The 26,775-nt window shown below is 64.0% G+C and carries 26 protein-coding genes; 11 read left to right on the plus strand and 15 right to left on the minus strand.

The features are described 5' to 3' along the window. Positions 1-193 precede the first annotated feature (193 nt). From JQ621_RS03335 to JQ621_RS03355, 5 genes are all read right to left on the minus strand, one after another. A complete protein-coding gene (locus tag JQ621_RS03335; RefSeq protein ID WP_212232974.1) occupies positions 194-913 on the minus strand; it encodes a haloacid dehalogenase type II in 720 nt (239 codons plus the stop codon). Positions 914-1,085: 172 nt separating this feature from the next. Then, complete coding sequence (gene glpX / locus JQ621_RS03340) at positions 1,086-2,087, minus strand: class II fructose-bisphosphatase (RefSeq protein WP_212232975.1); 1,002 nt, start codon at positions 2,085-2,087, stop codon at positions 1,086-1,088. Positions 2,088-2,248: 161 nt separating this feature from the next. Beyond that, a complete protein-coding gene (locus JQ621_RS03345; protein WP_212232976.1) occupies positions 2,249-3,565 on the minus strand; it encodes a homoserine dehydrogenase in 1,317 nt (438 codons plus the stop codon). A 30-nt stretch (positions 3,566-3,595) separates the two neighbouring features. Beyond that, positions 3,596-4,816 (minus strand): LL-diaminopimelate aminotransferase, encoded by a 1,221-nt coding sequence (locus JQ621_RS03350; RefSeq protein WP_212232977.1) that lies wholly within the window; start codon positions 4,814-4,816, stop codon positions 3,596-3,598. A 257-nt stretch (positions 4,817-5,073) separates the two neighbouring features. Continuing rightward, positions 5,074-5,349: a hypothetical protein gene (locus tag JQ621_RS03355; protein WP_212232978.1), complete on the minus strand. Its 276-nt coding sequence runs from the start codon at positions 5,347-5,349 to the stop codon at positions 5,074-5,076. Positions 5,350-5,665: 316 nt separating this feature from the next. Here JQ621_RS03355 and JQ621_RS03360 point away from each other — a divergent pair, with 316 nt between their 5' ends. Both JQ621_RS03360 and JQ621_RS03365 read left to right on the plus strand, forming a co-directional pair. Then, entirely contained in the window at positions 5,666-7,435 is a 1,770-nt protein-coding gene (locus tag JQ621_RS03360) for a PHA/PHB synthase family protein (RefSeq protein WP_212232979.1), read from the plus strand. Between the two features lie 58 nt (positions 7,436-7,493). Beyond that, on the plus strand, positions 7,494-7,892 hold the full coding sequence (locus tag JQ621_RS03365; protein ID WP_212232980.1) for an MAPEG family protein: 399 nt from the start codon (positions 7,494-7,496) through the stop codon (positions 7,890-7,892). 4 nt (positions 7,893-7,896) lie between these two features. Here the strand turns inward: JQ621_RS03365 and JQ621_RS03370 are convergent, their stop codons facing one another. The 4 genes from JQ621_RS03370 to JQ621_RS03385 all read right to left on the minus strand — a co-directional run bounded on the left by JQ621_RS03370 (position 7,897) and on the right by JQ621_RS03385 (position 10,923). Then, positions 7,897-8,490 carry a class I SAM-dependent methyltransferase gene (locus tag JQ621_RS03370; protein WP_212232981.1) on the minus strand — a complete coding sequence of 198 codons (594 nt, stop codon included), beginning with the start codon at positions 8,488-8,490 and terminating at the stop codon, positions 7,897-7,899. Positions 8,491-8,517: 27 nt separating this feature from the next. Further along, positions 8,518-9,501 (minus strand): N-acetyl-gamma-glutamyl-phosphate reductase, encoded by a 984-nt coding sequence (gene argC / locus JQ621_RS03375; RefSeq protein ID WP_212232982.1) that lies wholly within the window; start codon positions 9,499-9,501, stop codon positions 8,518-8,520. Then, complete coding sequence (locus JQ621_RS03380; protein ID WP_212232983.1) at positions 9,498-10,166, minus strand: FMN-binding negative transcriptional regulator; 669 nt, start codon at positions 10,164-10,166, stop codon at positions 9,498-9,500. Before JQ621_RS03380 ends, argC begins: the two co-directional genes overlap by 4 nt. 226 nt (positions 10,167-10,392) lie before the next feature. Continuing rightward, positions 10,393-10,923, minus strand: coding sequence for a DedA family protein (locus JQ621_RS03385; protein WP_212232984.1), 531 nt, complete (start codon positions 10,921-10,923; stop codon positions 10,393-10,395). 274 nt (positions 10,924-11,197) lie between these two features. Between JQ621_RS03385 and parE the strand changes: the two genes are divergently transcribed. Further along, positions 11,198-13,246, plus strand: a complete 2,049-nt coding sequence (parE, locus tag JQ621_RS03390) for a DNA topoisomerase IV subunit B (protein ID WP_212232985.1) — start codon at positions 11,198-11,200, stop codon at positions 13,244-13,246. 426 nt (positions 13,247-13,672) lie between these two features. After that, a complete protein-coding gene (locus tag JQ621_RS03395) occupies positions 13,673-14,467 on the plus strand; it encodes an outer membrane protein (protein ID WP_212232986.1) in 795 nt (264 codons plus the stop codon). Between the two features lie 13 nt (positions 14,468-14,480). Here the strand turns inward: JQ621_RS03395 and JQ621_RS03400 are convergent, their stop codons facing one another. Continuing rightward, positions 14,481-15,146: a hypothetical protein gene (locus tag JQ621_RS03400; RefSeq protein ID WP_212232987.1), complete on the minus strand. Its 666-nt coding sequence runs from the start codon at positions 15,144-15,146 to the stop codon at positions 14,481-14,483. Positions 15,147-15,318: 172 nt separating this feature from the next. Here JQ621_RS03400 and JQ621_RS03405 point away from each other — a divergent pair, with 172 nt between their 5' ends. Together JQ621_RS03405 and JQ621_RS03410 are read left to right on the plus strand one after the other, a co-directional pair. Next, entirely contained in the window at positions 15,319-15,504 is a 186-nt protein-coding gene (locus tag JQ621_RS03405; protein ID WP_212232988.1) for a hypothetical protein, read from the plus strand. Positions 15,505-15,525: 21 nt separating this feature from the next. Then, complete coding sequence (locus tag JQ621_RS03410) at positions 15,526-16,296, plus strand: SDR family NAD(P)-dependent oxidoreductase (protein ID WP_212232989.1); 771 nt, start codon at positions 15,526-15,528, stop codon at positions 16,294-16,296. 106 nt (positions 16,297-16,402) lie between these two features. On the opposite strand, the gene JQ621_RS03415 is transcribed toward JQ621_RS03410, so the two are convergent. The 3 genes from JQ621_RS03415 to JQ621_RS03425 form a co-directional block, all read right to left on the minus strand. After that, positions 16,403-17,167: an outer membrane protein gene (locus JQ621_RS03415; RefSeq protein WP_212232990.1), complete on the minus strand. Its 765-nt coding sequence runs from the start codon at positions 17,165-17,167 to the stop codon at positions 16,403-16,405. 179 nt (positions 17,168-17,346) lie between these two features. Then, positions 17,347-18,597, minus strand: a complete 1,251-nt coding sequence (locus JQ621_RS03420) for an FAD-dependent oxidoreductase (RefSeq protein WP_212232991.1) — start codon at positions 18,595-18,597, stop codon at positions 17,347-17,349. A 77-nt stretch (positions 18,598-18,674) separates the two neighbouring features. Further along, entirely contained in the window at positions 18,675-20,201 is a 1,527-nt protein-coding gene (locus JQ621_RS03425; protein ID WP_212232992.1) for a caspase family protein, read from the minus strand. A 187-nt stretch (positions 20,202-20,388) separates the two neighbouring features. On the opposite strand from JQ621_RS03425, the gene JQ621_RS03430 reads away from it, so the two are divergent. The 5 genes from JQ621_RS03430 (at position 20,389) to fabA (JQ621_RS03450) (ending at position 25,707) form a co-directional block, all read left to right on the plus strand. After that, positions 20,389-21,351: a helix-turn-helix domain-containing protein gene (locus JQ621_RS03430; RefSeq protein ID WP_212232993.1), complete on the plus strand. Its 963-nt coding sequence runs from the start codon at positions 20,389-20,391 to the stop codon at positions 21,349-21,351. Positions 21,352-21,632: 281 nt separating this feature from the next. Then, positions 21,633-23,183: a DEAD/DEAH box helicase gene (locus JQ621_RS03435; RefSeq protein WP_212232994.1), complete on the plus strand. Its 1,551-nt coding sequence runs from the start codon at positions 21,633-21,635 to the stop codon at positions 23,181-23,183. A 165-nt stretch (positions 23,184-23,348) separates the two neighbouring features. After that, entirely contained in the window at positions 23,349-24,416 is a 1,068-nt protein-coding gene (locus JQ621_RS03440; RefSeq protein ID WP_212232995.1) for a GGDEF domain-containing protein, read from the plus strand. A 116-nt stretch (positions 24,417-24,532) separates the two neighbouring features. After that, on the plus strand, positions 24,533-25,063 hold the full coding sequence (gene fabA, locus JQ621_RS03445; protein ID WP_212233788.1) for a bifunctional 3-hydroxydecanoyl-ACP dehydratase/trans-2-decenoyl-ACP isomerase: 531 nt from the start codon (positions 24,533-24,535) through the stop codon (positions 25,061-25,063). Between the two features lie 113 nt (positions 25,064-25,176). Then, on the plus strand, positions 25,177-25,707 hold the full coding sequence (gene fabA, locus JQ621_RS03450) for a bifunctional 3-hydroxydecanoyl-ACP dehydratase/trans-2-decenoyl-ACP isomerase (protein ID WP_212232996.1): 531 nt from the start codon (positions 25,177-25,179) through the stop codon (positions 25,705-25,707). A 2-nt stretch (positions 25,708-25,709) separates the two neighbouring features. Here the strand turns inward: fabA (JQ621_RS03450) and JQ621_RS03455 are convergent, their stop codons facing one another. Together JQ621_RS03455 and JQ621_RS03460 are read right to left on the minus strand one after the other, a co-directional pair. Beyond that, a complete protein-coding gene (locus JQ621_RS03455; protein WP_212232997.1) occupies positions 25,710-26,162 on the minus strand; it encodes a TfoX/Sxy family protein in 453 nt (150 codons plus the stop codon). Between the two features lie 181 nt (positions 26,163-26,343). Next, a complete protein-coding gene (locus JQ621_RS03460) occupies positions 26,344-26,685 on the minus strand; it encodes a HesB/IscA family protein (RefSeq protein WP_212233789.1) in 342 nt (113 codons plus the stop codon). Between the last annotated feature and the right edge of the window lie 90 nt (positions 26,686-26,775).

Below are 26,775 nucleotides of genomic sequence, written 5' to 3' on the forward strand. Positions count from 1 at the left end.
CGAACGAGATGCGACGCGCCTCTACTTCCGCACAAGGCGCGCCAACGCTCAGTGGCCGAGCGCAAACAGGAGAGCGAAATTGAGTGCCTGGCCTAAAGCGCGATGAGATTTGGATGAATCGTCATCGCGCTTTAGATTGTTGTTTGCGCATGATCTTTCCGGAAAACCGCTTCGCACTTTTCCGGATCATGCTTTAGCAGCCGAGCTGGTCGGCGATCCCGCCAAAATCCTTGGCGACGATGTCCCAATTGCCGGTCGCCTCGAAGTCGATCTTCTGCAACGGACCATACTCGGTCGGCCGCGCGACGAAGGCGGTCTTGAGGCCGTTCTTCTGGGCGGCGGCGAGATCGCCATTGTGGGCTGCGACCATCATCACCTGTTCCGGCTTGAGGCACAGCAGCTTTGCGGCGCCGAGATAGGTCTCGGGATCGGGCTTGTAGTGCTCGAACAGCTCGGCCGACATGATGAGGTCCCACGGCAGTCCGGCGAACTTCGCCATGTTGGTGAGCAGCGCGACGTTGCCGTTCGACAGCGGCGAGATCACGAATTTCGTTTTCAGGCGCGTCAGGCCGGCGACGCTGTCCGGCCAGGGATTGAGGCGATGCCAACCCTTTGTCAGATGATCGAGGTCAGCCTCGGTGAGGCCCTTGATCGAGAATTGCTCGACCAGCTTTTCGAGCGAGCGGCGGTGCAGATCGTCGAGCATGACGTAGCCACGCTCGGGATGCTTCCGCACGTCGTCCATTGCTGCGACGTACATCCCGCGCCACGCGTCGACCAAGGCCGTCCAATCGGCGCTGATGCCACGGCCCTTCCCCCACCACATGAAGTCGCAGATCAGGCTGGTGCGCCAGTCGACGACAGTGCCGAACACGTCGAAGATCAGGGCTTTGACGGCGGAGAGATCGGACATGGGCGGTTTCCCTGCTTTTTCTTGTTGCCAATTTTCTTTCTGTCATTCCGGAGCGATGCGCAGCATCGAGCCCGGAATCCATTTCAGTTCGGAGTCGGCCGTCCGATGGATTCCGGGCTCTCCGGGCCGCGCGCCTTGCGCGGGGCCGTCGCCCCGGAATGACCGGGAAAGCTCAGTCCAGATGGAACTTCGCGAGGTCGCGATGCTCGGCCTTGATGTAGCGCACGGTGCCGGTGACGGAGCGCATCACCACCGTCTCGGTCTCGATCACGCCGTCCTTGCGGAACTTGACGCCGGACAGCAGCGAGCCCGTGGTGACGCCGGTGGCGGCGAACAGGCAGTCGCCGCGTGCCATGTCCTCGATGCCGTAGATCATCTTGGGATCGTTGACGCCCATCTTGGCGGCGCGCTCGCGCTTGTCGTCGGAATCGAGGATCAGGCGGCACTGCATCTGGCCGCCAATGCAGCGCAGCGCCACGGCCGCGAGCACGCCTTCCGGCGCACCGCCGGTGCCGAGATACATGTCGACGCCGGTGTTGTCAGGATCGGCGCAGTGGATCACGCCGGCGACGTCGCCGTCGGTGATCAGGCGCACCGCAGCACCCGTCGAGCGCACGCTCTCGATGATGCTGGCGTGGCGCGGCCGGTCGAGCACGAGAACGGTGATGCCATCGGGCTTGACGCCCTTGGCCTTGGCGAGGCGGCGGACATTGTCGGCGGGCGAAGCGTCGAGCTCCACCACACCCTTGTCGTAACCCGGACCGATCGCCAGCTTCTGCATGTAGACGTCGGGGGCATGCAGCAGCGTGCCGCCGTCGGCCATCGCCATTGTGGCGATCGACCCCGGCATGTTCTTGGCGCACAGCGTGGTGCCTTCAAGCGGGTCGACCGCGATATCGACTTCCGGACCGGTGTTCAAGCCAACCTTCTCGCCGATGTAGAGCATCGGCGCCTCGTCGCGCTCGCCCTCGCCGATCACGATGGTGCCTTGGATCGGCAGCTTGTTCAGCTCGCGGCGCATCGCGTCGACCGCCGCCTGGTCGGCCGGCTTTTCCTGCCCGTGCCCGCGCAGCCGCGCCGACGACACTGCCGCCCGCTCCGTCACGCGCACGATCTCCAGCGTCAGAATGCGCTCGAGCAACGCTTGCGGCGGGACTGAAATATGGGTCGACATCGGCTCACTCCTTCAAAACGGTTTCGGGCAGAGGTCCCTGCCCGCGTTAATTCGCGACATCAGCGGTTCGTTCGAACCGCGCTCTCTCTTTTGCGCATGCTCTTATCGGAAGACCGCTTCACACTTTGCGCTAACGCGGTCCTTCGGATCCGGAGCATGCGCTAATTCTTCTCAATCCGTATGACCTGCGGCCGTCCGCTGATCACCTTGTCCTTCTGCACGGCGGCGAGCGCACGGCGCACGGCGTCCTCATGCGTGGCATAGGTGATCAGGATGACGGGCACCGGCACGGCTTTGCCATTGGCCGGGGCGGCGCCGCCATTGGGATGACGCTGCACGATCGACTCGATCGAAATCTTCTGCTCCGCGAGCCGGGTCGCGATCGCAGCCGCAGTGCCCGGGAAATCGCGCGCCAGCAGGCGGATGTAGTAACCGCCTTCGTGCCGCTCCATCGGCGCCTTCTTGGTGTCGCGCAACTGCGCGATCGGCCGGCCGAACGGATTGGCGCGAATGCCGCGCGCAACGTCGGCGATGTCGGCAACGACGGCGGATGCCGTCGCAGCACCGCCGGCGCCGGGACCGACCAGGGTAATCGGCGGAATGCCCTCGCCATCGATCGTGACCGCGTTGGTGACACCCATCACCTGCGCGATCGAGGAGGATTTGGGGACCATGGTCGGATGCACGCGCTGCTCGATGCCCTTGGCGGTGCGAACGGCAACGCCGAGCAGCTTGACGCGGTAACCGAGATCAGCGGCCGCGCGCAGATCTTCCGGCGCGATGGAGGAAATGCCTTCGACATACACCGCGCTTTGAGCAACTTTCGTGCCGAAGGCGAGGCTGGCAAGAATGGCGAGCTTCTGAGCGGTGTCGTGACCGTCGACGTCGAAGGACGGATTGGCCTCGGCATAGCCGAGCCGCTGCGCGTCCTTGAGGCACTCGGCAAACGACAGACCCTCCTGCTCCATTCGGGTCAGGATGTAGTTGCAGGTGCCGTTGAGGATGCCGTAGACGCGGCTGATGCCGGTTCCGGCGAGACCTTCGCGCAACGTCTTGATGACGGGGATCGCGGCACCGACCGCTGCCTCGAAATTCAGCGCGCCGCCATGCTTTTCGGCGGCTCTTGCCAGTTTCAAACCGTGCCTGGCAAGAAGCGCCTTGTTGGCGGTGACGACCGACTTGCCGGCGTTGAGCGCAGCTTCGACCGCGGACAGCGCGGGATCGCCGGCGCCGCCCATCAGCTCGACGAAGCAGTCGATGCCGGGATGCGTGGCCAGGGCAAGCGGATCCTTGACCCATTCGACGCCGCGCAGGTCAATGCCGCGCTTCTTCGCCTTCGAGCGCGCGGTGACGGCGACGACGCGAATGCCGCGGCCGCTGCGGCCCGCGAGCACGCGGGCCTGCGATTCAATCAAACGGACAACTTCGGCGCCCACGGTGCCGAGCCCCGCTATGCCCACTTTCAGGGGTGCAACCATGATGCTTCAAGAAAACCTGTCGAAGAGAACTTAACGCCTGTTGGCGAGCGGAACGACGTTGTGCAACGTTTCGATGCCGCTTTCAAGGAAGCGGCGCACGCCGCGTGCGGCCTGCCTGATCCGTTGCTCGTTTTCCACCATGGCGATGCGGACATATCCTTCACCATGCTCGCCGAAGCCGACGCCGGGCGAGACCACGACGCCAGACTTCTCCACCATCAGGGTGGCGAACTGCATGCTGCCGACGCTGCGGAACGCTTCCGGCAGCGGCGCCCAGGCGAACATCGACGCCTCCGGCGGCGGAATCTCCCAGCCGGCGCGGCCGAACGATTCCACCAGCGCGTCGCGGCGCTTGCGATAGGTGTCACGCATTTCCTTGATGCAATCGTCCGGACCGTTCAGCGCCGCGGTCGCGGCGACCTGCACCGGTGTGAACGCACCGTAGTCGAGATAGGACTTGACCCGGGCGAGCGCCGCGATCACGCGGTCATTGCCGACCGCAAAGCCCATGCGCCAGCCGGCCATCGAATAGGTCTTCGACATCGAGGTGAACTCGACGGTGACGTCGATCGCGCCCGGCACCTGCAGCACCGAGGGCGGCGGATTGCTCTCGTCGAAATAGACCTCGGCATAGGCCAGATCCGACAGGATCAGAATCTCGTGCTTCTTCGCGAAGGCGACGAGGTCCTTGTAGAAATCGAGGCTCGCGACATAGGCGGTCGGGTTCGAGGGATAGCAGACCACGAGCGCGAGCGGCTTCGGGATCGAATGGATGATCGCCCGCTCCGCCGCCTCGAAGAATTGCGGCGTCGGCTCTGACGGCACCGAGCGGATCACGCCGCCCGCCATCAAAAAGCCGAAGGCGTGAATCGGGTAGCTCGGGTTCGGACAGAGGATGACATCACCCGGCGCGGTGATCGCCTGCGCCACATTGGCAAAGCCTTCCTTGGAGCCGAGCGTGGCCACCACCTGGGTGTCAGGGTTGAGCTTGACGCCGAAGCGGCGGTCGTAATAGGCGGCCTGGGCACGGCGCAGGCCGGGAATGCCGCGGGAGGCCGAGTAGCGGTCGGTGCGCGGCTTGCCCAATGTCTCCTTGAGCTTCTCCAGCACGTGCGGCGGAGCCGGCAGGTCCGGGTTGCCCATGCCGAGATCGATGATGTCGGCGCCGGCATTCCGCGCGGCCGCCTTGGCCCGGTTGACCTGCTCGAACACGTAAGGCGGAAGGCGGCGGATGCGGTAAAAATCGTCCATGGGTCCAGACATCGGTTTGTGGCGCTCCGGGCAACCGGTCAGGACAGAATCGACGGGCGACGACCACCCTTCGAGGAGACTTCGCCTCGCACCAAAAAGTCACTCACAATCAATTACTTCGAGTGAATTTCCGCGACGGGGACTGAACTCCTTCGCCCTGACTCTTGGCTGAATTGAGGTCTTTTTAGCACGGAGTAGCGGGGGCGCCAGCGATTACCTTGCAGCTCTCTCTGTCCGTCCAGTTCGCGAAAGGGGCCCTATTTGGCGTCCTTTGCGGCAACGGACTGGCGGTCACGGGCCGCCGCAAGCTCCGCCTCGATCTTGGCGCGCTGGTCCGGTGGGATGATGGCCTGATCGCGCTCCGGCGGCAGATCGTGCACCGGAAGGTAGGCGCCAGGCTCCCTCGGATGAGCCTGCGCGTCGGAGGGGGTGTAGTCGGCCAATTGACTCGAGCAGCCGCCCAGGGCGAGCGCCGCGATCAGCAGCGCGCCGGACATCGGCAGCGACTTTTGCAGGTCCCAAAACGCCAACACTTGGGAATTCCCCTACTCGTCCCAATGCAAGGCTGCGGGTAACTTAACCAACAACCTGCCCAAGCTCAAACCATTGCTGCCCACAAATGGTACGAGCGAGAAATCATCCAAGGCCCACGACACGAGACGTGCACTGCGATTGTGACAAAAGCAAGAAGCCTTGTCGCACTGCAGCACATCTTCGCGCCTGTTTGGCGCGAAACCCACGAGCTTCGCGGTGACGAATACGGAATGAATCGTTACTGTTGTCCTCATGAGTACCGCCACGACGACCGACACGCCAAGGCCCGGCTCAACGTCAGGGTCAAAGTCCGAAATGAAATTCGATGCGGAAGCCTTCGCGATGAATCTCGCGCGGGCGATGGAGAGCGGCGGCAAGGCGCTCGCCGCGTACCTGAAGCCCCGCGAAAGCGGCGAGGTTCAGGACCGTCCGCCGGCCGAGCTCACCGAGGTCGTCAAGACTTTCACCTCGGTCGCCGAATATTGGCTGTCGGACCAGTCGCGCTCGTCCGATCTGCAGACCAAACTCGCCAAGGATTACCTCGATCTCTGGGGTTCGGCGGCGCGGCGGTTGGCCGGCCAGGAGGCGCAGCCCGCGATCGCGCCCTCGCCGCGCGACAAGCGCTTTGCCGATCCGGAATGGAAGTCGAACCAGTTCTTCGACTTCGTGATGCAGCTCTATCTGCTCACCACCAAGTTCGCTCAGGAGCTGGTGCGCGACGCCGAGCTCGATCCGGCGACCCGCCGCAAGGCCGAGTTCTACGTCCAGCAGGTCACCAACGCGATCTCGCCCTCGAACTTCGTGCTGACCAATCCGGAAGTGCTGCGCGAGACGGTTGCGAGCAACGGCGAGAACCTCGCGCGTGGCCTGACCATGCTGGCGGAGGACATCGCCGCCGGCAAGGGCATGCTGAAGATCCGCCAGTCCGACCCGGACAATCTCGTCGTCGGCGTCAACATGGCGACGACGCCGGGCAAGGTGATCTTTCAGAACGAGATGATGCAGCTGATCCAATATGCGCCGACCACGGAGAAGGTGCTGCGCACACCGCTGCTGATCATCCCGCCCTGGATCAACAAGTTCTACATCCTCGATCTCAAGCCGGAGAAATCCTACATCAAGTGGTGCGTCGACCAGGGCATCACCGTGTTCGTGATCTCATGGGTCAATCCCGACAGGAAGCTCGGCGCCAAGGGCTGGGAAGACTACATGAAGCAAGGCCCGCTCACGGCGATGGATGTGATCGAGAAGATCACCGGCGAGATGAAGGTGCACACCGCCGGCTATTGCGTCGGCGGCACCATGCTCGCAACCACGCTGGCCTGGCTCGCCGAGAAGCGCCGTCAGCGCGTCACGTCGGCGACGTTCTTTGCCGCCCAGGTGGATTTCACCCATGCCGGCGATCTCCTTGTTTTCGTCGACGAGGAGCAGATCGCAGCACTCGAGCAGGACATGAAGGCCTCAGGCGTGCTCGAAGGCTCCAAGATGGCGATGGCCTTCAACATGCTGCGCTCCAACGATCTGATCTGGTCCTATGTCGTCAGCAATTACCTCAAGGGCCAGCAGCCGAGCGCGTTCGACCTGTTGCACTGGAATTCCGACGCAACGCGGATGACGCAGGCGAACCATTCCTACTATCTGCGCAACTGCTACCTGGAGAACCGTCTGTCGACCGGCACCATGGTGCTCGACAACACGCTGCTCGACCTGTCCAAGGTCAAGGTGCCCGTCTACAACCTCGCCACGCGCGAGGACCACATCGCGCCGGCGGAATCGGTGTTGTACGGCTCGCAGTTCTTCGGCGGTCCCGTGAGATACGTGCTGTCCGGCTCGGGCCACATCGCCGGCGTCGTCAATCCGCCGGCCTCGAACAAGTACCAGTACTGGACCAACGACAACATCAAGGACGTCAACGTCGCGCAGTGGATGAAAGGCGCGGTGGAGCACAAGGGTTCGTGGTGGCCGGACTGGCGCGAATGGCTCGGCGGGCTCGATCCCGAGGAAGTGCCCGCGCGCAGCGTCGGCAGCGAGGCCTTCCCGCCGATCGAGGACGCGCCCGGCAGCTATGTCAGGGTTCGTGCATAGCGCTGCGGCGCGCATTTTCGTATAAGCTCACGGCATCGATTTTGGAGGGGATGGCATCATGACTCGCGAATTGTTCTGGCTGACGTGTACGGTGATCCTGACCGGGATCCTCTGGATTCCCTACACTATCAACCGTTGCCAGATTCGAGGCCTCTCGGGCGCGATGGCCAATCCGTCGCGCAACGCCAAGCCGCAGGCCGAATGGGCCAACCGCCTGATGTTCGCGCATGACAACGCGGTCGAGAACCTCGTGCTGTTCGCGCCGCTGGTGCTGATCCTGAACGCGATCGACTATTCCTCGAAATGGACCGTGCTCGCCTGCGTGGTCTATTTCTGGGCACGCGTCGCGCATCTGATCGTCTATGCGCTGGGAATTCCCGTGTTCCGGACCCTCGCCTTCACCGTCGGTTTCCTGGCGCAGGCCGTGCTGGCGCTCGCGATCTTCAAGGTGCTTTAGCAGATCATGCGCCGGGCTTGCGGACGACAAGGTTCAGCATGCTGGCCGGCGTCTGATCAAAACTCTGGATCACGTTGGTCTCCGACGACAACGTGATCCATGGACCGGCGCTGGCGTACGTCGTCGCGAGCCACTCTGGCGATACGTAGCTGTAGTAGCGTCCGAGACTGTCCCGGCCGTCGACCTCACCTATCTTGTAGCTGGCATAGAACACGCCGGACGGTTTCAGCGCGCGGTGAATCCGCCCGAGGATGCCGGCGAGTTCGTCACGCGGGACGTGCAGGAGACAGGCGCTGGCCCAGACGCCGTCATAGGCCTCGCGCGCATCGAGCTGGTCGAACCGCATCGCCTCGACGGGATGGCCGAGCCGCCGCGACGCGATCGCAGCCATTTCAGGCGAGCCATCGGTCGCGCGCAGCGAAAAACCTTCAGCCAGCATCACGGCGGCATGATTGCCGGCGCCGCAGCCGAGTTCGAGGATCGCGCCGCCGGGTGGCAGCAAGGCGAGAAAGTCCTTGAGCCGCGTCGACGGTGCTTTCGCCCAGTCCGCATAGAACTGGGCGTTCCGCCGATAGAATTGCAGCGTGGTCTCGTCCATGGCTCCCGCGCTCCGGCAAGGCCAGCCCTACTCCTCCGGCAGGCCGAGCATCAACCGCATGTTCTGCACGGCCGCACCCGATGCGCCCTTGCCGAGATTGTCCAGCCGCGCGACCAGCACGGCCTGGTGATATTTGTCGCTGGCGAAGACGTAGAGCTCGAGCATGTTGGTTTCGTTGAGCGCCTCCGGCTCGAGCTTCCCGCTCTTGGCCGCCTCGTTCTGCAGTGGCATCGCCTTGACGTATTTCGCGCCGGCGTAGCGCTTGGCCAGCGCAGCTTGCAGTTCTGCACCCGTCGGCTTGCCCGGCAGGGCGTCGAGTTGGAGCGGCACCGAGACCAGCATGCCTTGCCGGTAATTGCTGACGGACGGGATGAAGATCGGTCGCCGCGTCAGGTGCGAATAGAGCTGCATCTCCGGCAGATGCTTGTGCTCGAAGCCGAGACCGTAGAGCTCGAAAGACGGCGCGCTGCCGTCCTCGTAACTCGCGATCATCGACTTGCCGCCACCGGAATAGCCGCTCACCGCGTTGATGGTGACGGGATGATCAGGCGGCAGCAGGCCGGCATCGACGATGGGCCGCAGCAGCGCGATCGCGCCGGTCGGATAGCAGCCGGGATTGGAGACCTTCTTCGCGGCCTTGATCTTGGCCGCCTGGTCGGGCGCCAGTTCCGCGAAGCCGTAGGCCCAGTCCGGCGCGACCCGGTAGGCGGTGGACGCGTCCAGCACCTTCGGCCCCGAGGCGCCCATGCTGTCGATCAACGCGACCGTCTCCCTGGCGGCGTCATCCGGCAGACAGAGGATGACGAGATCGACCTCCTCCATCAGCGCCTTCTTGGCCGCGGGGTCCTTGCGCTTGTCGTCGGCAATGGTCTTCACCACGACGTCGCCCTGGAGCTTCAGCCGCTCGTTGATGCCGAGCCCGGTGGTGCCGGAGCCGCCATCGACGAAGACGGTGGCGGGCTTCCTGGCTGCGCCGGAGGTTGGGGCTTTGGTGGTTTCCGTCAGACTCATGGCGCGCTCCTTTCGAGCATTTTGGTTTCGTTCGCGAAGGCCTCGGGCCTCACGTCCTGCATCAGTTGTGCGATCTTACGCGCGTCGGCGTTGGCTTGCGCGCCGAGCGCATTGGCGATCGCCGTGTAATCGGCGTCCGATTTGTGCTGGTTGAGCTTGAAGCTGCCTTCGACCTGTTCAATCGTCATGACCAGACCCACGATCCCCTTCTTCAGCGCCTCGAGCCGCCCGGCCGTCATCTTGTCCGAAGTCCACGGCTTCTTCGGCAACAGCCAGTTTTCGAAGATGTCGCTGAGCGTGTCGATTTGCACAGCCAGTTCGCCATCCGATAACAATTTCACTGGACCGCTCAGATGCACCGACTGGTAGAGCCAGGTCGGCACCTGATCCGGCGAGACGTACCAGTCGGGCGACACATAGGCATCGGGCCCGTTGACCGCGAGCAGCCAGGAGGTCGCGCCATCGGCCAACCTTACCAGCGGATTGTGACGGGCGACATGAAAGGCAGCCTGCGGCGTGCCGTCGGCCGCGTAGGTCAGGTAGAACGGCAACGGTGATGCGATCGGCTTATGGCCGTCGAAGGCACACATGGTGCCGAAGCCGCGCTCGCCTGCGAATTTCAGGCTCGCGGCGCGGTCCGACTTGAAATGGGGGGGCGTATACATCGTGGTCTCCTGCTGGGCCTCCTCGGGGAGCCGCCGGATCAGATCGCGCTGACAGGAGAGAGAATGCCGCGGATCGGATCCAGCGGCAAAGACGATGATCTCAAACGCGATCGACCGCCCAAACCGCTGATATGCGGCGGCGGCGACGAGCGAACAGGATGGTCGCGGCGTTGATCATGGCGCGCGGCTATAAGGCCGGCGGCGGTTCCCGTCAAGGATCACCGCGTCAAATCACCTGCCAGAGCCATTCCATGATCTTCGCGATGACGTCGCCGAACAGCAGGAGCGCTGCCGACCAGACCAGCGCCGAGACGAAATTGGCGGCCTGGAAGCTCCAGTAGGGCATTTCGAAAATGCCCGCCGCAAGCGGCACGGAGGCGCGCAGAGGGCCGAAGAAGCGGCCGATGAAAATGCTGGGCACGCCCCAGCTCCGCACGAACGCCTCGCCCTTGGGAAGGATCTCCGGATAGCGCGACAAGGGCCACATCTTCGCGACCTGCTCCTTGTAGCGATAACCGAACCAGTAGGAGACCCAGTCGCCTAGGGCCGCGCCGATCGCGCCGGCGATCCAGATCGGATAGAAGCTGATGCCGCTCGCCCCGATCAGCGCGCCGATGGCGACCAGTGCGCCCCAGGCCGGGATCAGCAGCGAGATGAAGGCGAGCGATTCCCCGAACGCGAGCAACAGCACGATCGGTGCGGCCCAAGCCTGGTGAAGGCGCACGAAATCCGCCAGTGCGTGCGCAAACTGCTCCATTCCGAAAATAGCCTTCCCGCCCCGTCCCGAGGTCCTGCCAGATGGAAAAGACTGGTAAGCCAAGCACTTGTGTGACATCAAGTCACAAAACCGGACTGGGAACGACAGAACCGTCAAATTGCCGGGACTTGGTTAGCTTGCGGCGCAAAATCGCCGGGATTAACTCCCACCCACGACGCCCGGCCTGCCCTACGGTGACCTTTCGGAGCCAGAAGTGGCATAGTCGGGCCAGCCGATTCGCCGTTTGCACGGCCCTCAAAACGCATCAAGATATATGTCCAAGCAATTGAAAACCAAAGCCAAAGACGACCTGTTCGACGGCAACGAGCCGAAGACCCGCGGCAGCACCGCGAAGGCAGCGCCGCGCGCGAGCGGCGCCGAGGCCGACTACACGGCCGCCGACATCGAGGTGCTGGAAGGCCTGGAACCGGTGCGGCGCCGGCCCGGCATGTATATCGGCGGCACCGACGAGAAGGCGCTGCATCATCTCTTCGCCGAAGTCATCGACAACTCGATGGACGAGGCGCTGGCAGGACACGCGACCTTCATCGGCGTCGAGCTGAGCGCGGACGGTTTTCTCACCGTCACCGACAATGGCCGCGGCATCCCTGTTGATCCGCATCCGAAGTTCCCGAAGAAGTCGGCGCTCGAAGTCATCATGTGCACGCTGCATTCGGGCGGCAAGTTCGACAGCAAGGTCTACGAGACGTCGGGAGGTCTGCACGGCGTCGGCATCTCCGTGGTGAACGCCCTCTCCTCGCGTCTCGAAGTCGAGGTCGCGCGCAGCCAGAAGCTCTACCGCATGAGCTTCGAGCGCGGCCACCCCAAGGGCAAGCTCGAGGACCTCGGCAAGGTCAACAACCGCCGCGGCACGCGCGTTCGCTTCAAGCCCGACACCGAAATCTTCGGGCCCAAGGCCGCGTTCAAGCCGCAGCGCCTGTTCAAGATGACGCGCTCGAAGGCCTATCTGTTCGGCGGCGTCGAGATCCGCTGGAACTGCGCGCCCGAACTGCTCAAGGGCGTCGAAGACGTGCCGGCGGAAGCAACCTTCCACTTCCCCGGCGGCCTCAAGGATTATCTGGCGGCTGCGATCCACGCCGACACGCTGGTGCACCCGGACATCTTCTCCGGCAAGTCGGGGCGCAACGGCGCGCACGGCGCCTGCGAATGGGCGGTGGCCTGGACCGCGGACGCGGACGGCTTCCTGTCCTCCTACACCAACACGGTGCCGACGCCGGACGGCGGTACGCACGAATCCGGCCTGCGCAGCGCGCTTTTGCGCGGCCTGAAGGATCACGCCGAACGCGTCGGCCAGGGCAAGCGCGCCTCGTCCATCACCTCCGAAGACGTGATGGTTGGCGCGGCCGTGATGCTGTCGGTGTTCGTGCGCGAGCCTGAATTCCAGGGCCAGACCAAGGATCGTCTCGCCACCGCCGAAGCGCAACGCATCGTCGAACAGGCGATGAAGGATCCGTTCGACCATTGGCTGTCGGGCAATCCGAACATGGCCAACCGGCTGCTCGATTTCGTGATCGACCGCGCCGAGGAGCGGCTGCGTCGCCGCCAGGAAAAGGAGACGGCGCGCAAGACCGCCGGCAAGAAGTTGCGCCTGCCCGGCAAGCTTGCCGACTGCAGCAACGCCGGCCTGGACGGCTCGGAGTTATTCATCGTGGAGGGCGATTCGGCCGGCGGTAGCGCCAAACAGGCCCGCAATCGCGAAACACAGGCCGTGCTGCCGCTGCGCGGCAAGATCCTCAACGTGGCTTCTGCAGGCAAGGACAAGCTGACCGCGAACGCGCAGCTCTCCGATCTCGTGCAGGCGATCGGCTGCGGCCAGCTTTTGCAATATCGGGAAGAGGATCTGCGCTATCAGCGCATCATCATCATGACCGACGCCGACGTCGACGGCGCCCACATCGCTTCGCTGCTGATCACCTTCTTCTACCGGCAGATGCCGAAGCTGATCGACGAAGGCCACCTCTTCCTCGCGGTGCCGCCGCTCTACAAGCTGACCCATGGGCAGAAGTCAGTCTACGCACGCGACGACAAGCACAAGGAAGAGCTGATCAAGAGCGCCTTCAACGCCAATGCCAAGGTCGAGGTGAACCGCTTCAAAGGCCTCGGCGAGATGATGCCGGCGCAGCTGAAGGAAACCACCATGGATCCGGCGAAGCGGACGCTGCTCAAGGTGGTCCTGCTGCCCGACGACCGCGACACCACGGCGGATTCGGTGGAGCGCCTGATGGGCACCAAGGCGGAAGCGCGCTTCGCCTTCATCTCCGACAAGGCCGAGTTCGCCAGCGACGAGCTGCTCGACGTCTAAAACGGCCATTCCTGCTCAAAAGCCCTGGCCCCAAGCCGGGGTTTTTCATTTTCGGGGGCGACGGTGCAAATTCTTCCCGACGATTGATGGCGGGCGATCCGTCCCGAAAGCACGACTCAGCCAACGACTCACAGAGCCAGGCGGCGCCCAGGACGAGGCAGGATTGCCGCCATTTCGGACAAAGGCGATTTCCTAACGAAATCCTACCCTGAACAGCAAGCGCCTGAAAACGAATAAGCTACTGAAAATGTTTGGATTATTTTGATTTTCATGACATCGTCGCGGAACCCCGCCAAGAGGCGTTTTCCGGAGACTGTGCCTGCCCTGCAACAGCATTTCGGCAAGAACCGTCTATATTCGGGGCATCAAATCACGCGGACTTCAGTGCGCTCGCGCCTGCTACGAACCAAGGTTGGGGACTTTATCATGAAGAAGATTGCACTCGCACTGACCGCGATCGCGGCGATGACCGGTTCGGCTTCGGCCGCCGATCTGGCTGCCCGTCCGTACGTGAAGGCGCCGATGGCTGCTCCGGTTGCCAACTGGACCGGCTTCTACGTGTTCGGCGGTGGCGGTGGCGGCCTCTCGAACTCCGACCAGAGCATCGTCTCGACCCCGACCGGCACGCCTCTCACGATCACCCAGCGTCAGGGTGGCTCGGGATGGTTCGGCACCGTCGGTCTCGGCTACGACTGGCAGTTCAACAGCACTTGGGTCGCGGGCGTGTTCGCTGACGGTCAGTTCGGCAGCATCAAGAGCACCGTGCAGGATCCGATCTTCCCGGGCGGTCCGATCACTGGTCGCCAGAAGCTTGAAGACTCTTGGGCCGCCGGTGTGCGCCTTGGCTGGCTGGTTGCCCCGAACGTTCTCTCGTATGTCAACGGCGGTTACTCCGGCGCTCACTTCAGCAGCACCCCCTTCACGAACCTCGCCGGCACCCCGGCTGGCGTGCACCTCAACGGCTACAACCGCAACGGCTGGTTCATCGGCGGCGGCGTGGAGAACAGCCTGAACATCTTCGGCATCTCTTCGCCCGGCTGGTTCATGAAGACCGAGTATCGTTCGGCGTTCTACGATACCAAGACCCGCGACGAACTCCTCGACGCAACCAACCTGCCGACCGGCGTGAACAGCGTGCGCGCCAACAGCTGGAACCAGACGATCTCGACCTCGCTGGTCTACCGCTTCAACTGGACCGGTCCGGTCGTCGCGAAGTACTGAGCTGATCCGAACTTCAGACGTCAAAGCCCCGGCCTCGCCGGGGCTTTTTCGTTATGGTGCGCTCTTGCTTTGAAGCTTCTAGCGCGACGCTCATTTTCAGCGAGCGGTAGGCTTCCGCCAGCTGGATTTCGATGGCGGCCCAATCTGCCTCGGTAATCCCCTGACCACGCGCATCGCGGTAAGCCATCGCTTGGGCCCTAATGACGCCGAATTGCCTGATACCAGGATCGTCCGCGCTCTTGCCGTAGGTCGACGCCGCCACGCGCGCGATGGTCAGGCCATAATCGTTCGGAGAAACTGCCTCGCGGCGAGCCTGCCACCAGTCGAGCTCGAGGCGGGCGACCTCCGCAGCGTCGAAGGCCGCGGGCGCGGCCGGCGCGAGATCCCGGTAGTACGCCACAAGGCCAGGCAACGCCGCATCAGCCTCGCGCCGTGACCGCGTCGGCTGGAAGGTCCGGGCCGCCTCGGCGGCGCTGAGCGCAATATGCAGGCTCCGGAATGGCGAGAAGCCGAACTCCGACCGGGTCGATGCGTAGAGATGATAAAACAACGCGGTATAGCGTTTGTCGTAATAGTCGCGCCACATCGCGGTCTCGAGCTGGGCCATCTCCGACGGGTCGAACGACCGCAGATCCGCCTGGCGCGGAGTGAAGGCATAGGCCACGACCAGTGCGGCCACAGCCGCAGCGCTCAGGATCATCTTGCGTCTGGACATGCGTCCCCCCGCGGCCCTGCATCCACAGCCATTGTACCTGAAGCGAAGCTACGGCTAGTCTTGCGGGAAGGTTTCGCGACTCGCGGTGATCGCTCATGCCGTGGGTCGCGACAGAACAGTCCAATGGGAGGAATGCATGCGCAGATTTCTGCTTGTCGCAGGCCTGTTTGCCCTCGCTGTCGGGCTGCTCTGGATCGGGCAAGGTACGGGTACCGTCGCCTGGCCGCGATCGAGCTTCATGATCAACCAGCTGCAATGGGCCGGTTATGGCGCTGCCATGGCAGGCTTCGGGCTGGTGCTGATCTGGCAAAGCAACCGATAGAAGAAACCAGGACGTGAAAGCATGACATCCAACCGGTTCGATCTCCGCGGCAAGGTCGCGATCGTCACAGGCGGCAATGGCGGCATTGGGCTCGGCCTCGCGCACGGGCTCGCCGATGCCGGCGCTGATATCGCCGTGGTCGGTCGCAACGAGACCAAATCGGCCGCAGCCGTCGCCGATCTCAAGGCGCGCGGCGTGAAAGCGATATCCATCACCACTGATGTCACCGACAAGGCCGCCGTGGCGGCGATGATCGACCGCGTGGTCAAGGAGCTCGGCCGCATCGACGTCCTGATCAACAACGCCGGCATGAGCATCCGCAAGCCGCCGCACGAGCTCGAGCTCGACGAGTGGAACAAGGTGATTGACACCAACCTCACCAGCGCCTTCGTCTGCTCGAAGCTCGCCTATCCGGCGCTGAAGGCCTCGGGCAATGGCAAGGTCATCAATATCGGCTCGATGATGTCGATCTTCGGCGCAAGCTTCGCGACCGCATACGCGGCGAGCAAGGGCGGCATCGTGCAGTACACGCGTGCCTGCGCCAATGCCTGGGCGCCCGACAACATCCAGGTCAATGCGATCCTCCCGGGCTGGATCGACACCGATCTCACCCGCGGCGCACGCAAGGAAGTTTCGGGCCTGCACGAGCGCGTGCTCGCGCGCACGCCCGCAGGGCGCTGGGGCGATATCGACGATTTTGCCGGCATCGCCGTCTTCCTCGCCTCGCCCGCGTCGAACTTCGTCACGGGCACCGCGATCCCGGTTGATGGCGGATTCTCGGTGATGGCCTGAAGCGGTCGTCGCGCTCGAAAAAAAGCCCCGGCCGAAGCCGGGGCTTGAGATTTTGCCGTGATCGTTTCTTGCTAGTCGAGTTGTTCGTTGCGTCGAACTTCGTTGCTCAGTACCGGGCGATCACCGGCGAGTCGAACTTGTAGCTGGCGCGGACGACAGCCCACTGGATGTCACGCGGCTTGGCATCGAAGGTGTAGTTGGCCGCGGTGCCGCCGAGCTGATAGGTCTGGCTGCCGAAGGCCGCGTAATTGTACTCGAGGCCGACAATCCAGTTGCGGGTGATGCCGTATTCCCAGCCGGCGCCGATGGTCCAGCCATTGGCCCAGTGCGTCTGACCGCCCGTACCCGTCACAACCGGGTCGGTGACCGAGAGCCGATTGTTGACGCCGGCGTAGCCACCCTTGATGTAGAACAGGTTGTTCTGAACCGCGAAGCCCGCGCGACCGACAACGGTGGCGAGAACGTTGGCACGCCAGGAGAACACGTCGTTCGCCGGGCCGAAAGCGGTGTTCCTGAACGAGCCTTTGTTGTCGAGGCCGGAGATCGTGCCTTCCAGACCAAACACGTAATTATTGGCCTGCCAGTTGTAGCCGATCTGGGCGCCCCCCATGACGCCCGAGTTGCGCTGACGATAGCCCTGTCCCGGGACCAGATCGCCGAAACCACCGCCATTGCCATTGTTGATGAACTGCTCGTTGGTCCAGGCGCCACCGATGTGGCCGCCGACATAAAGGCCGGTCCAGTTGAACAGCGGCTCGATGTAAGCGGGCGCCTTGGTGTAGGGACGCGCGGCGAGATCGGCGGCAGAGGCCGCGCCAGTCGAAACCAGAGCGGTCGTGCAGGCGAAGGCAGCAATCAACTTGTTACGCATGGTACACCCCGTGTCCTTTGATGGGCGCACGCTCACACGCAGTTCTTACTCAAATTTGAATCAAGAAAGTTAAGACGCCTGATTGGCACATCGCGGTCCTTGAATGCGCGTGAGCTGTTGCACGCGCGCAACGCAAAAGCGGCGATTTAACGCGACATTATCCCTACCGAATTGCTGCACTAGGACGATGCTGCAGCTTTCGAATGCACGTGCTCGGGCCGCACACCGATGGCGAGAAAGCGCGCAGGAAGGCCCTGAAGCCACGGCACCGCCGAGATCAGGCGCAACAGCAGAGGCACCCTGAGCGGCCGATCACCGCCCTTCAGCGCGCTGCTGATGATGTTGTTCTGCACGAGGACCTGCATCGCCTGAGTCATCCTCACCGGGAACTCGCGTCGGCGCCTGACGGCATCGAGCGCTTCCTCGGACGGACAGCCGCGCGTCAGTTCGTCTGCGAGCAGGTTTGCGGCAGCCACCGCATCCTGCACGGCCAAATTGACGCCGACGCCGCCGACCGGCGACATCGCATGCGCGGCGTCTCCGATGCAGAGCAGGCCCGGCCGCGTCCAGCGGCTCAGGCGGTTGATTGCGACGGTGAGAAGCTTGACGTCGTCAAAGCTCTTCACGTCGGCAATGCCGTGCTTGAGGACGGGCGCCAGGCGCACGACGTCATCGAGCAGCGCCTGCAATCCCCTCGCCCTCACCGCATCATATTGTCCCTTGGCAATGACGTAGGCGCACTGCCAATAGTCGCCGCGGTCGAATGTGACCATCATCTTGCCGGGCTCGATGCGCGCAAACAAATTCTCGGTCTCGTCCGGCCGGCGGCCGGCTCGAAACCACAACACGTCCATCGGCGCCCCGATCTCCACCGCCGCGAGGCCTGCGCGTTCGCGCACTGTCGAGTGCCGGCCGTCGCAGGCGATGGTGAGATCCGCCGCGATGTCGATGATGCCATCAGGCGTCCTTGCGCGCACGCCGGCGACGGTGTCGCCGTGGCGGATCAGGTCGACCGCTTCCGTGCTCATCAGCACCTCGAGCGAAGCGAAGCGCTTGCCGGCCTCCCGCAGGAAGTTGAGAAAATCCCATTGCGGCATGAAGGCGATGAAGGGGTACTTGGTATCGAGCCGGCTGAGATCCGCGATCCGCAGCTTGGTGCCACCGAACATGCCGTCCATCTTCTGCAGGCGCTGATGCGGCAGCTTGAGGAAACCGTCGATCAGACCAAGCTCGTCCATCACCTGAAGCGTCGAGGGATGCACGGTGTCGCCGCGAAAATCGCGGAAGAAATCAGCGTGCTTCTCCAGCACCACGACATCGATGCCGGCGCGCCCGAGGAGATAACCGAGCATCATGCCCGCGGGACCGCCACCGACGATGCAGCAGCGGACTTTCATCGCGCGTGGGGCGGTCTGATCCGCTGTTTCCATGACCCGAGCCTCGCTGCGTTGCCTGGCTGATTGTAGCGCCAGCGCGCGTCGGGAGCATGTTCAATTTGAGAATCGGCTCAATTGTTACTGCGGTTCGAGGTGCGGAACGTCTTGATCTCGGACACGCTGCCGTCGCGGTAGGTCAATTCGACCGACATGAACTGGGTCGCGGGCGGAAGCTTCTGATAGAGCATGCTGCGGGCGGGATCCGCGAGGGGATCGCGCAGGTCGCACGGCGGCATCTTCAGAACCTGGTTGGGCACAGCCGTGTCAATGCCGATCCGCGCCTCGCGGATGGCGCAGCGATACGAGATCAGGTGGCTGTAATAGACCAGCAGACCGTTGAACTCGCGGAACGACAACCAGCTCGTCGAGGTCATGTCGAGGATCTTGCGATAGTCGCGGATCAGCGCCGCCTCAGGATCGAACTTGATCGGGAACGGACCCTGCATGTCTCCGGAGGCATCGACGTAGCGGACCTCGATCGTGCCGGCCTGCGCATCCGGCGGCAGCTCGATCGACGGGTTCGGCATACGCTTGCGCGTGCGCGGATCGAGCGTGTCGATGAAGCCGGTCTCGCGGAAATCGCCGCCGCCGGCCATGCGCCAGGAGATCCCGATGGTGGGATCGGCGAAGGAAAACGTCACGCTCCAGCCGCCATTGTGGCGCGAGAAACTGGCGATCGGCGCGTTGGTGGTCTCCTCCTTGGGCGCGCGCGGCACCGAGACCGGCGGCAGCGCCGCAACCTTCTGCGGCGGCGGATCGGCCGGCCGTGCTTCTGCCGCGGCGGCCGCATCCTTCGCGGCACCGCTGAGGAAGACGTCGTCGACCATCTGGTCGAAATAGACCGGCACCTGCTTGTGCTTGACCGTGTCGGCCATCTCGCTGACCAAACGGCGCGTGCGCTGCGCGACCTGCACGAGATTTTCGCCGGGCTGAAGCAATTCCCGGGCGAAGGTGCGCGTGAACACCGAATTGGGATTGGCATCGTCGTTGGAGAGACGATCGAGCGCGGTCTGGCGCGGCCCGGCCGAAAACACCGAGAATACGCCTTCGGGCAATTGCGTCATCGGCGCGAGCCCGCCGCCGCCGGCGACCGCGCGCGTACCCGCGCGCTCGAACGGATTGTTGCGGCAGGCATCGAACACAAGGATCGAGGTGCGCGCCTTCTTGTTCTGCAGGCGCTCGACGACGCGATCGGCGAGAATGGAGGCGTCGCGCACCAGCTCTTCCTGGCCTTCGGTCGCCGCCGGCACGTCGGTCGGCAGCAGATAGTTCTGGCCCGCGATCTCGAATCCGTGGCCGGCGTAGAAGAAGAACGCGGTGTCGCCCGGCTCGATCACCCGGTCGAAGGCCAGCAGCGTCTCGGCAAATTGCTGACGGTTCTGGTTTTCGGCGACCATCACCTGAAAGCCGAGCTGCTTCAGCGTATCGCCCATGGTGCGGGCGTCGTTGACGGCCTTCAGCAGCTTCGGCACGTTCTTGTAGTCATTGTTGCCGATGACCAGCGCAACACGCTTCTCCGCGTGGGCGGCGCCCGCAAGACCGCTGAGGCTCGCCGCCACGCCAAGGACTGCCAGAAGTCTGAGAAATCGACGCATCATCGTGACATTCCCGTTGCAGAACGGCTCCCCAGTGGCTCCGTGCCGGCCCCAGCGCCTTTGCTGTGATAGTCGGTCCAGCCGCAGCGACGGTTCAACCCTTCGCCCAGCGGTTCCATTAGCTGGCCTATGGCAGATTCCCCTGGAATCTGCTTTTTCTGGGGCCATTGCACGCAAGCGAGGGGCTGCCGTGTATCGCTGGTGTACGGACGAAGTCGAACCTCACGATCGTTTCGACTATTGGCGCGAGGTGCGCGCCAAAGGGCTGTTCGGGGTCACGGCGGAGCTCGAGCGCGGACAGCGCGCCGGGTTTTACGGGGAATTCTCGCTGAGCCAGGTCGGTCATGGCGGTCTGGTCGAGCTGAAAGCTTCGCCTTATGCCGTCGAACGGAGCCTGTCCGATATCAGCCACGCGCCCGGTGACAGCATCTGCGTCTACCAGCAGCTTGGCGCCGGCGGCTGGTTCGGCGGCATGCGCTCCAGCGATTTCGCGATCGCCAATGGCGGCTTCGCCACCAGCCATACCGATCTGCCTTACCGGACCCGGCCGCTGGGTGATTCCGGTTTCCACCTGCGGATCGTGAAGATCCCCCTCGGCAGCCTCGCAACGCAGGACAGGCGCGTGCGCGAGCTTGCGCCCAAGGCTTTCAGCGATGCCACGCTGGCACCCCTGCTCGACGCCTGCTTTGCCGACACCTGCGGGGCAGCAGCGACTGAGGGCTCACCGGATGCCACGTCGCTCGTGCAGGCGCTGGGGCATCTGGCGTTGATCGAGCGCGGCATCGTCAGGCCGGGCAGCCGGCGCGGACAGGCCGCTCTCCGGACCGCCCGCCTCTCGCTGGCGCAACGCCTGATCGCGCGCCATTTGCAGGACCCCAAGCTGGCACCCGCGCGGGTAGCGGACCTGCTCGGCATCTCCGTGCGTCATCTGCACATGCTGTTCGAGGTCGCCGAGCGCAGCTTCTCGCAGACCGTGACGGAGGAGCGGCTGAAGCAAAGCCGCCGCCTGATGCGCGAGGCGCCGGAGCGGCTGATCGCCGATATCGCCGCCGCCAGCGGTTTCGACAGCCTGGCGACCTATTACCGGGTCTTCAACGCCGCCTATGGCATGGCGCCCGGCGATTTCCGGGCTCAGGCGGCAGGAGGGCGTTAACCACCTGCCCGGCCGAAGCGGCGAAAAGCCGAGCCACGCCCACTATTTGGACAAAAACATGAGAGTTTTAAGGACCTTCCCGCGCTTGCTCCATTGACTTTGGCCGATTCCGCCCTATGTTCCGGAGCGACGCGGCTCAAATCGAAAAGCGATTCCTGAGCTTGGCGCTTTGTTCGCGTGAGTCAGCACCCCCAGCTTCTTTGAGAGCGCGCCGTTTCGGGGTGGAACGCGACCAGCCTTATTACCCTCGATTCCGAACGGCGGTTTCGACCAGAGGCTCAATGTCCTTTTCAAATCTCGGACTGTCCGAAAAAGTCCTCGCCGCAGTGGCGGCCACAGGTTACACCACCCCGACCCCCATCCAGGAACAGGCGATCCCCCACGTCCTCGCACGCAAGGACGTGCTCGGCATCGCCCAGACCGGCACTGGCAAGACCGCAGCTTTCGTCCTGCCGATGCTTACCATCCTCGAGAAGGGTCGCGCCCGCGCACGCATGCCGCGCACGCTGATCCTGGAGCCAACCCGCGAACTCGCGGCGCAGGTGAAGGAAAACTTCGACCGCTACGGCGCCGGCCAGAAGCTCAACGTCGCGCTGCTGATCGGCGGCGTCTCGTTCGGCGACCAGGATGCCAAGCTGACGCGCGGCGTCGACGTGCTGATCGCCACCCCGGGCCGGCTGCTCGACCATACCGAGCGAGGCGGCCTCTTGCTCACCGGCGTCGAGTTGCTCGTCATCGACGAAGCCGACCGCATGCTGGACATGGGCTTCATCCCGGACATCGAGCGCATCTGCAAGCTCGTCCCCTTCACGCGGCAGACCCTGTTCTTCACCGCCACCATGCCGCCGGAAATCCGGCGCATCACCGAGACCTTCCTGCACAATCCGCAGAAGGTCGAGGTTTCCAAGCCCGCCACCACAGCAGTCACCGTCACGCAGTGCCAGGTTCCGGCCGGGCGCGAGGCGCATGAAAAGCGCGAATTGCTGCGACGTCTGCTGCGCGAAGCCAAGGATCTCCAGAACGCGATCATCTTCTGCAATCGCAAGCGCGACGTCGCCGTCGTTCACAAATCGCTGCAAAAGCACGGTTTCAGCGTCGGTGCCCTGCATGGCGACATGGACCAGTCGGCCCGCACGGCGGCGCTCGAGCAGTTCCGCAAGGGTGAGCTTCCGCTGCTCGTCGCCTCCGACGTTGCCGCCCGCGGCCTCGACATTCCCGAGGTCAGCCACGTCTTCAATTTCGACGTTCCTCACCATCCCGACGATTACGTCCATCGCGTCGGCCGCACCGGTCGTGCCGGTCGCAGCGGCACCGCGATCTCGATCGTCACGCCGCTCGACCAGAAATCGATGGTGGCGATCGAAAAGCTGATCGGCCAGAGCATTCCCCGCGCCGAAGGCAACTATGAGGTCACTTCCGGCGGCGGCGAGGACGGCGATCGTCCGCGCGAGCAGCGTGGCCGCGAGCGTTCCCGCGGCGGACGCGGCAAGCCGCAGCGTGGCCGTGACCGCGAGCGCAGCCACGAGCCGCGCGAAGCCCGCGGCGAGGCAAGGCACTCGGGTGAGGCAAGGCATTCGGATGAGGCAAGACATTCGGCCGAAGCACGGCCGTCCGGCGACGCGCGCCCGGCCCGCGAAGCCAGGCCCCAGCGCGAGGCGAGGCCATCGTCCGAACCGCGTCATGGCGCGCGCCAACAGGCCGATCATTCGCACGTGCCGTCGATCGGCCGCCCCGAACCGCGCCGCCAGCGCGAGGCCGACACCGAGCCCGCCGATCACTCGCATCTGCCGGCGTTTCTGTTGCGACCGGTTCGCTCACCCGCCGGTGCATGAGGCACGACGAGGTCCAGGTCGCGGTTGAGCAAGCTCACCGCGACACTTTTCTGATGCAGTCACGACCGTATATTTACTGGCCGTTCACAATCGGCCGTTAGCCTACGAACATAATTTAAGCATTGCTGCGGTCGATGGCGCACCGACCGCTGTGGGGTATGTTCTGTGGTCAAGGTGCTCGATGAACACGAACGCACGATGGCGTTCGCCGAGGTGGCGCTCGGTCAGATCCGATCGCTGAAGCAGACCGCGATTCCGCGCAATTACGAGATTTGGTACGTCTACGCGACCGGCTACAACGCGCCGCTGAACAAGATCATCAACGAGACGCTGGCACGCAACGGCAAGCTGAGCGAAGCCGATCTCGAGCAGATCTACGATACGTATCTCTCCCACATCAAAACGACCGACCGCATCGACAAGGTCGGCGCGCGCGTCATCGGCGAAATCGACGACGTGATGAAGGTGCTGAGCGATGCCCTCGGCATGACCGGCTCCTACGACGCGAGCCTGTCAGGCGCAACCGAGCGGCTGTCCTCGGCCAAGAGCCGAGAGCAGATCACGTCGATCGTCGAAACGCTGCTGCGTTCGACCAGCGAGATGCGCGAGACCAACAAGGCGCTGGAAGACCGGCTGACACTCTCGAAGAACGAGATCAGCAATCTCCAGCAGAGCCTGGAGGCCATCCGCGCCGAGAGCCTGACCGATCCGCTGACGGGCCTCGGCAACCGCAAATATTTCGACCGCATGATCGGCATGGCCGTCCAGAGTGCACTCGCGAGCGGCGAGCCGTTGTCGCTGCTGCTGTTCGACATCGACCATTTCAAGTCGTTCAACGATTCCTACGGCCACCTCACCGGCGATCAGGTGCTCCGCCTGGTCGGCTCGTCGCTGAAGCAGACCATCAAGGGCCAGGACATCACCGCACGCTATGGCGGCGAGGAATTCGCCGTGGTGCTGCCCAACACGGCCTTGCGCCAGGCGCTGACGGTCGCCGACCATATCCGGCGCGCTGTGATGGCGAAGGAATTGAAGAAGAAGTCGACCGGCGAGATCCTCGGCCGTGTCACCATCTCGGTCGGCGTCTCCATGCTCAAGCAGGGCGACGACACCGACGCGCTGATCGAGCGCGCGGATGCCTGTCTCTACGCTGCCAAGCGCAACGGGCGTAACCGCGTGATCTGCGAAGTCGATCCGGAATACGCGGTCGAGACCCACAACCGGGTGGCCTGACGCCACCGGTCGCGCCGGCGACATCCCATGGTCATGCAGCCGTACTACGCCTGAGTGACAGTCGAGCACGTCAGATGCACTGGCGCGCGATCGATCGCGATCGAAAGGCCAGCGTCTTGCCCAATCCGCACGACTTTCACACGCCGCAAAGCTCCTACACCGGGCTCGACCTGCTCAAGGCCAGCGAGGGCGGCTTTTTCGGACCGGGCAACGCGCAATTGCCCGCGCCCCCGATGCTGCTGATGGATCGCATCCCCGAGATCAGCCTTGACCGCGGCGACTTCGGCAAGGGCCACATCGTGTCCGAGCTGGATGTGACGGCCAAACTCTGGTTCTTCGAATGCCACTTCCCCGACGACCCCGTGATGCCGGGATGCCTCAGCCTGGATGCGCTGTGGCAGATGGTCGGCTACTGGCTTGCCTGGTCGGGCTCACCCGGGACGATCCGCGCCCTGGGCGTCGGCGCGGTCAAGTTCAGGGGGCAGATCACACCTGACGTCAAATGCGTGCGCTACGAGGTTGCGATGCGCCAGGTGAAGCGCGGCAAACTGGCCCTGGGCGTCGCGGACGGACGCGTGCTTGCCGACGCGGCCTGCGTCTATGTTGCCAGGGACCTGCGCGTCGGCCTGACGACAGCCGCGACCTGACAGAGCCGGCGACGCGCCTTGCGCGCTTGACATTACGCCGGGACGGAGGACATCTGAGGCCGTTTCGTTGCCCCCCGTGCACCTGACCACGCGTCGACAGAGGTTCTGCCCCCTTGCCAAATCCGCATGATTTTCACACGCCGCAACCGTCCTACACCAGGGACGAGCTGCTGAGATCGAGCGAAGGCGGCTATTTCGGTCCGGGCAATGCCCAATTGCCGGCGCCACCGATGCTGATGATGGATCGCATCACCGAGATCAGCCTGGACGGCGGCGAGTTCGGCAAGGGCCACATCATCGGCGAGCTCGACATCGTGCCGGATCAGTGGTTCTTCGGCTGCCATTATCACGGCGACGCGATGATGCCGGGAAGCCTGGGCCTCGATGCAATGTGGCAGATGATCGGCTACTGGCTCGGCTGGTCGGGGTCACCGGGCAAGGGCCGCGCCATCGGCGTCGGCGAGGTCGAGGTGACGGGTGCCGTCACGCCGGAAACACGGTCGGTGCGCTACGAGGTCGCCATGCGCATGGTCCGGCGCGGCAAGCTGGTGCTCGGGATTGCGGATGGTCGTGTGATCGCCGACGGCGCCTGCGTGTTCGTGGCGAAGGATATGCGGGTTGGCCTGACCAAGGCCGCGGATTGACCTTAGGCCTTTCGCTTCGCGCGCTTTCGTGACGGGGGCTTTCTGGCCGCTTCTTTCGGCGCTTTCGCAGGCTTGGCGGACTTGCTTGCGGCCTTCGTCGCCGGAGCCTTCGCCGCAACTTTCTTGGGCCGCTTCTTCACCTTGGCGCGCTGGGCGGCGGCGAGTGCTGCCCTCGCCCATTGCGCAAACTCCTCGGAATTATCGAACAGCCGCGCCGGCAGCTCCCAGTAGGAGTTGACCAGAACCGTCTTGGCGCGGGTCGAGTACTGGAATGGCTTTGAGCCTTCCGCCTCGAAGTCCGGGATCGTGACTTCGTCGGCGCGGAAGAACAGGCCGGCACGCAGAGACAGCGCGAAGTTGATGCCGTCGGCGGAGATGCCGTGACCGGAGAACATCTTCCGGATGGTCACGGGGCCGAAATCGGAAAACAGGTCGATCAGGAATTCGCGGTCCATGCCTCACCTCTCTCCCCGACGTCGTCCCGGCGCAGGCCGGGACCGATAACCACAGGGAGGAGTTTAGCGAAGACCGGCAATCGTGCCAGCACGGTACTGACACCGCGCGAAACTAGCGCGATCACGCGGTGGGTCCTGGCTTTCGCCAGGACGACAGCGGTGTGAGACAAGAGAGCGCGGGCTACCCGTCGATCTTGGCCGGGCGCAACTCGACCGACTCGCCGCAGCCGCAGGCGGAGATCTGGTTGGGGTTGTTGAAGACGAACTGGGCCTGCATCTTGTCAGCCTTGTAGTCCATCTCGGTGCCGAGCAGGAACAGCACGGCCTTGGGATCGACCAGGATCTTGACGCCCTTGTCCTCGACGACCTCGTCGGTCGGGCGGATATCGTGGGCGTATTCGACCGTGTAGGACTGGCCGGCGCAGCCGCCGTTCTTCACGCCGACGCGCAGGCCGACGATCTCCGAATCGGCACGCTGGGTAAGCTCGCTGATGCGCTGGGCGGCGGCATCGGTCAGCCGCATCACCTGCGGGCGCGGGCGCCGTGGCTTCGCAGGGGATGCTGGTGTCGAGCCGGACGAAATCTGGGTCATGTCAATGATGTGGTCCGTTGC

Origin of the sequence: Bradyrhizobium manausense (assembly GCF_018129685.1) — a bacterium.
Classification (GTDB): Bacteria; Pseudomonadota; Alphaproteobacteria; order Rhizobiales; family Xanthobacteraceae; genus Bradyrhizobium; species Bradyrhizobium manausense_D.

What these genes read in the sequence shown, in the direction of transcription:
- JQ621_RS03335 (WP_212232974.1), bottom strand. Translation starts at nt 913, where the DNA reads ATGTCCGATCTCTCCGCCGTCAAAGCCCTGATCTTCGACGTGTTCGGC.
- glpX (WP_212232975.1), bottom strand. Translation starts at nt 2,087, where the DNA reads ATGTCGACCCATATTTCAGTCCCGCCGCAAGCGTTGCTCGAGCGCATT.
- JQ621_RS03345 (WP_212232976.1), bottom strand. Translation starts at nt 3,565, where the DNA reads ATGGTTGCACCCCTGAAAGTGGGCATAGCGGGGCTCGGCACCGTGGGC.
- JQ621_RS03350 (WP_212232977.1), bottom strand. Translation starts at nt 4,816, where the DNA reads ATGGACGATTTTTACCGCATCCGCCGCCTTCCGCCTTACGTGTTCGAG.
- JQ621_RS03360 (WP_212232979.1), top strand. Translation starts at nt 5,666, where the DNA reads ATGAAATTCGATGCGGAAGCCTTCGCGATGAATCTCGCGCGGGCGATG.
- JQ621_RS03365 (WP_212232980.1), top strand. Translation starts at nt 7,494, where the DNA reads ATGACTCGCGAATTGTTCTGGCTGACGTGTACGGTGATCCTGACCGGG.
- JQ621_RS03370 (WP_212232981.1), bottom strand. Translation starts at nt 8,490, where the DNA reads ATGGACGAGACCACGCTGCAATTCTATCGGCGGAACGCCCAGTTCTAT.
- argC (WP_212232982.1), bottom strand. Translation starts at nt 9,501, where the DNA reads ATGAGTCTGACGGAAACCACCAAAGCCCCAACCTCCGGCGCAGCCAGG.
- JQ621_RS03380 (WP_212232983.1), bottom strand. Translation starts at nt 10,166, where the DNA reads ATGTATACGCCCCCCCATTTCAAGTCGGACCGCGCCGCGAGCCTGAAA.
- JQ621_RS03385 (WP_212232984.1), bottom strand. Translation starts at nt 10,923, where the DNA reads ATGGAGCAGTTTGCGCACGCACTGGCGGATTTCGTGCGCCTTCACCAG.
- parE (WP_212232985.1), top strand. Translation starts at nt 11,198, where the DNA reads ATGTCCAAGCAATTGAAAACCAAAGCCAAAGACGACCTGTTCGACGGC.
- JQ621_RS03395 (WP_212232986.1), top strand. Translation starts at nt 13,673, where the DNA reads ATGAAGAAGATTGCACTCGCACTGACCGCGATCGCGGCGATGACCGGT.
- JQ621_RS03405 (WP_212232988.1), top strand. Translation starts at nt 15,319, where the DNA reads ATGCGCAGATTTCTGCTTGTCGCAGGCCTGTTTGCCCTCGCTGTCGGG.
- JQ621_RS03410 (WP_212232989.1), top strand. Translation starts at nt 15,526, where the DNA reads ATGACATCCAACCGGTTCGATCTCCGCGGCAAGGTCGCGATCGTCACA.
- JQ621_RS03415 (WP_212232990.1), bottom strand. Translation starts at nt 17,167, where the DNA reads ATGCGTAACAAGTTGATTGCTGCCTTCGCCTGCACGACCGCTCTGGTT.
- JQ621_RS03420 (WP_212232991.1), bottom strand. Translation starts at nt 18,597, where the DNA reads ATGGAAACAGCGGATCAGACCGCCCCACGCGCGATGAAAGTCCGCTGC.
- JQ621_RS03425 (WP_212232992.1), bottom strand. Translation starts at nt 20,201, where the DNA reads ATGATGCGTCGATTTCTCAGACTTCTGGCAGTCCTTGGCGTGGCGGCG.
- JQ621_RS03435 (WP_212232994.1), top strand. Translation starts at nt 21,633, where the DNA reads ATGTCCTTTTCAAATCTCGGACTGTCCGAAAAAGTCCTCGCCGCAGTG.
- JQ621_RS03455 (WP_212232997.1), bottom strand. Translation starts at nt 26,162, where the DNA reads ATGGACCGCGAATTCCTGATCGACCTGTTTTCCGATTTCGGCCCCGTG.
- JQ621_RS03460 (WP_212233789.1), bottom strand. Translation starts at nt 26,685, where the DNA reads ATGCGGCTGACCGATGCCGCCGCCCAGCGCATCAGCGAGCTTACCCAG.